The organism is Micromonospora sp. 4G55, from assembly GCF_016803375.1.
Window position 1 is genome coordinate 1 of the sequence record NZ_JAEVHN010000682.1, and the last position, 3,232, is coordinate 3,232.

3 protein-coding genes and 1 pseudogene are annotated in these 3,232 nt (G+C 73.5%); 2 read left to right on the forward strand and 2 right to left on the reverse strand.

What is annotated here, in order from left to right; genetic code table 11:
• The first annotated feature begins 8 nt into the window (after nucleotides 1-8).
• Nucleotides 9-933: pseudogene (locus tag JNW89_RS32280) on the forward strand (sporulation protein).
• 119 nt (nucleotides 934-1,052) lie between these two features.
• Here JNW89_RS32280 and leuE read toward each other — a convergent pair.
• Both leuE and JNW89_RS32290 read right to left on the reverse strand, forming a co-directional pair.
• Nucleotides 1,053-1,721 carry a leucine efflux protein LeuE gene (leuE, locus tag JNW89_RS32285; protein ID WP_088963369.1) on the reverse strand — a complete coding sequence of 223 codons (669 nt, stop codon included), beginning with the start codon at nucleotides 1,719-1,721 and terminating at the stop codon, nucleotides 1,053-1,055.
• Complete coding sequence (locus JNW89_RS32290; protein ID WP_238451938.1) at nucleotides 1,721-2,965, reverse strand: bifunctional pyridoxamine 5'-phosphate oxidase family protein/GNAT family N-acetyltransferase; 1,245 nt, start codon at nucleotides 2,963-2,965, stop codon at nucleotides 1,721-1,723. The genes leuE and JNW89_RS32290 overlap by 1 nt, the downstream gene beginning before the upstream one ends.
• 38 nt (nucleotides 2,966-3,003) lie before the next feature.
• On the opposite strand from JNW89_RS32290, the gene JNW89_RS32295 reads away from it, so the two are divergent.
• The coding region (locus JNW89_RS32295) for a GntR family transcriptional regulator (RefSeq protein WP_238451939.1) at nucleotides 3,004-3,232 on the forward strand (229 nt) is incomplete at its 3' end.

The window sequence follows — 3,232 nt, forward strand, 5'->3', positions numbered from 1 at the left end:
GCGCGGGCGTGCGGGTGACCGGGGTGGCGCGGGAGTCCGGGTGGACCGGGCTCTCGGTGAGCACCACGCTGACCAATCCGAGCACCCGGCCGGGGCTGCGGCTGCCGGGGCGGGTGACGCTCGCCGCCGGGCCGGACGACGTGCCGATCCGGCACGTACGGCTGGGCCTGGTCGCCACGGCGGAATCGGACGATCCGCACAGTCCACGGCGACTGGTGCAGTACCACCAGGTGCCCATCGGCGGCCGGTTCGTGGTGCCGGCGGGACGACGCCGGGCGATCGACTTCGCCCTGCCGCTGCCCTGGGAGACCCCGGTGACGATCTTCGGTGGGGTGCCCCTGATGAGCATGCGCACCGGGCTACGGACCGAGGTGTCGGTCGACCCCGAGCTGGACCAGGGGGCGATGGTGCCGGTCTTCGTCCATCCGCTCCCCACCCAGCAGCACATCCTCGCCGCACTGGACACGCTCGGCTTCCTGATCCGGCAGGCCGGCCTGTCGCACGGCCGGTTGCCCGGCGTCGAGCAGGCGCTGCCGGTGCACCAGCGACTCGGCTACTGGGTGGGACCGCTCTACGCCGGCCCGATCACCGAGCTGGAGGTGATCTTCGTGGCGAACTCGGCCGGCCTGGAGGTGGTCCTCTGGCTGGACCGCCGGCTGTCGCTGACCGGGATCAGCCACCAGAGCATCAGCCGCTTCCGGGTCTGGCACACGGGCGCCGACCAGCGGGACTGGGTGCCGGTCGTGGACGGCTGGCTGCGGGAGGCCGATCAACCGGCACGCGGCGGCCGCCTCGCACGCCGACTGGTCCGCCCAGATCAGCGAGTCCGCCCACGTCAGCCGCCATCCCGACGAACCGGTCGCGCCCGGCTACGGCCTCGGCGGCACCGCCGGGAGCGGGGGAGTCGGCGGTGGCGGCGGCGACGGCACCTGAGACCCCGCCCGGGTGTCTGCCCGAGGCGGTGGCGACGGCACCTTGACGCGCCGTCCCGCCGGTGTCAGACCAGGGCGGGGTGGACGGCACGCCATCCCGGGGCGTCACCCCGGTCGGGGTCAGACCGAGGCGGTGGCGAGCTTGAGGCTGAAGCCGAGGAAGAGCACCGCGACGCCGGTGGTCGCGCTCGCGGCCAGCCGCCGGCGGCGCCGGAACTGGGCGGCCAGGAAGGTGCCCATGAAGATCAACGCGGTCAGGTAGAGCGCGCTGGTGACCTGGGCGATCAGCCCGAGCAGCAGGAACGACAGCGCCGGCCAGGCGTATCCGGGGTCGACGAACTGGATGAAGAACGAGATGAAGAAGAGGATCGCCTTCGGGTTGAGCAGGCTGATCACCAACGCCTTGCGGAACGGGCTGCGCATCGCCGCCGGCTCCGCGGCGTCGATCAGCCGCGGCGCCGCCGGGTCGTTGCGGTCGCGCCAGCGCCGCCAGGCGCCGCGCAGCATCGTCAGCCCGACATACCCGAGGTACGCCGCACCCGCGTACTTGATCACCAGGAAGAGCGGCGGGTACGCCTTGAGCAGCGACGCCACCCCGGCGGCGGAGAGGAACATCAGCACCCCGTCGCCGACGAACACCCCACCCGCCGCCCGGTAGCCGGCCCCCACACCCCGCTTCGCGGCGGTGGAGAGCACGAAGAGCGAGTTCGGCCCCGGCAGCAGAATGATCGCCACGGTCCCCAGCACGTACGTCCAGATGTCGGTGATGCCCAGCACGCCCGCCATCATCACGCCACGGGTGCCGTACGGCGAAGCCTTTCCCGCAGCCTGGCCTGTGCGTTCGGCCACTCCTCGACGGTCATCGCGTACTGCACGGTGTCCCGCCAGGAGCCGTCCGGGCGCTGCCGGTGCATCCGCAGCACGCCCTCCCGGGTGGCGCCCAGGCGCTCGATCGCCGCCTGCGAGCGGGTGTTGCGGATGTCGGTGTGCCACGCCACCCGGACCGCGCCGAGCTGGTCGAAGGCGCGGCCGAGCAGCAGCAGCTTGGCCTCGGTGTTGATCCCGCTGCGCCACCAGGGCCGGCCGAGCCAGGTGTGGCCGATGGCGACCGCCCGCCGCTCGGGGTCGATGTCGTAGTACGAGGTGGTGCCGACCACCGCGCCCGTCCGCGCGCAGCGCTGTACCCAGGGCACCCGTTCGCCCCGGTGCCCGGCGGCCAGCGCGCCCGCGACGATCTCCCTCATGGCGGCCGGGTCGGTGGGCAGCAGGTGGGTCAGGTGCGCCCAGACCTCCGGTTCGGCGGTGGCGGTGAAGAGCTCGTCGGCGTGGGCCAGGTCCAGCGGTTCCAGCAGCACGTGCTCGCCCCGCAGGATCGCCGCCTCCCGCCACGGCGACCCGGCACTGCGCAGTCCCGCCGGCACCGGCGCGGTGACGCCCGCGTCCGGTTCCGGCAGCCCGGCGGTCAACCGCAGCGGCACCACCCCGGCCCAGTACGGCAGGTCGAGGTCGGCGGGGTCGTCGCGGACCCCACCGGTGCGGGACCGCAGCGACACCTCGCGCAGCGGCAGCGCCAGCACGGCCGTCTCGGCCAGCTCCCGGCGGCTCGGCGGGCGGCTGTCGGCGCTGCGACCGGCGGCGACCTTCTCCACCAGGGCGGTCAGCATCCGTGACTTCTCGGCGTCGTCGGTGACCAGGTGGGCGGTGCCGTGCGCGACCACCGACCGGTAGTTGGCGCTGTGGTGGAACTGCGAGCGGGCGTAGACCAGCCCGTCGAGCAGGGTGACGGTGACGCAGACCCGCAGCCCGTCGTCGCCGCGGGCGGTGAGCAGCGGCCGGCTGCCGGTGGAGCCGTGCAGGTAGAGGGTGTCGCCGATCCGCACGTGCAGGGTGGGCAGCAGCCGGGGCTCGCCGTCGACGGTGAACCCGAGCACGCAGTGGTACGCCTCGTCGAGCACCGCGTGCACGGCGGTCGGGTCGTAGCTCATCCGGTCGCGGGAGCGGCAGGCCGTGGTGCGCGGGGTCGGGGCGTACATGCGACATCCCACCTTTGTTCTAGTACAATCTTCAAACTGTGGCAGTACGTTATCAGATCAGTGGCAGCACGTCGGCCGCCATTTCGGCGAGCGTGGAATCCGGCATCCGGGCCGATGCGCTGGCCCCGGGTGGTCCGCTGCCCGCCGTCCGGGCGCTCGCCACCGAGCTGGGGGTCAGTCCGGCCACCGTCGCCCGGGCCTATCAGGAGCTGCGCCAGCGGGGCCTGGTCGTCACCGCCGGCCGGCACGGCACCCGGGTACGCCCCC

Bases quoted from the DNA above. Each gene is read 5' to 3' on its own strand.
- leuE (WP_088963369.1), bottom strand. From the start codon at position 1,721: ATGATGGCGGGCGTGCTGGGCATCACCGACATCTGGACGTACGTGCTG.
- JNW89_RS32290 (WP_238451938.1), bottom strand. From the start codon at position 2,965: ATGTACGCCCCGACCCCGCGCACCACGGCCTGCCGCTCCCGCGACCGG.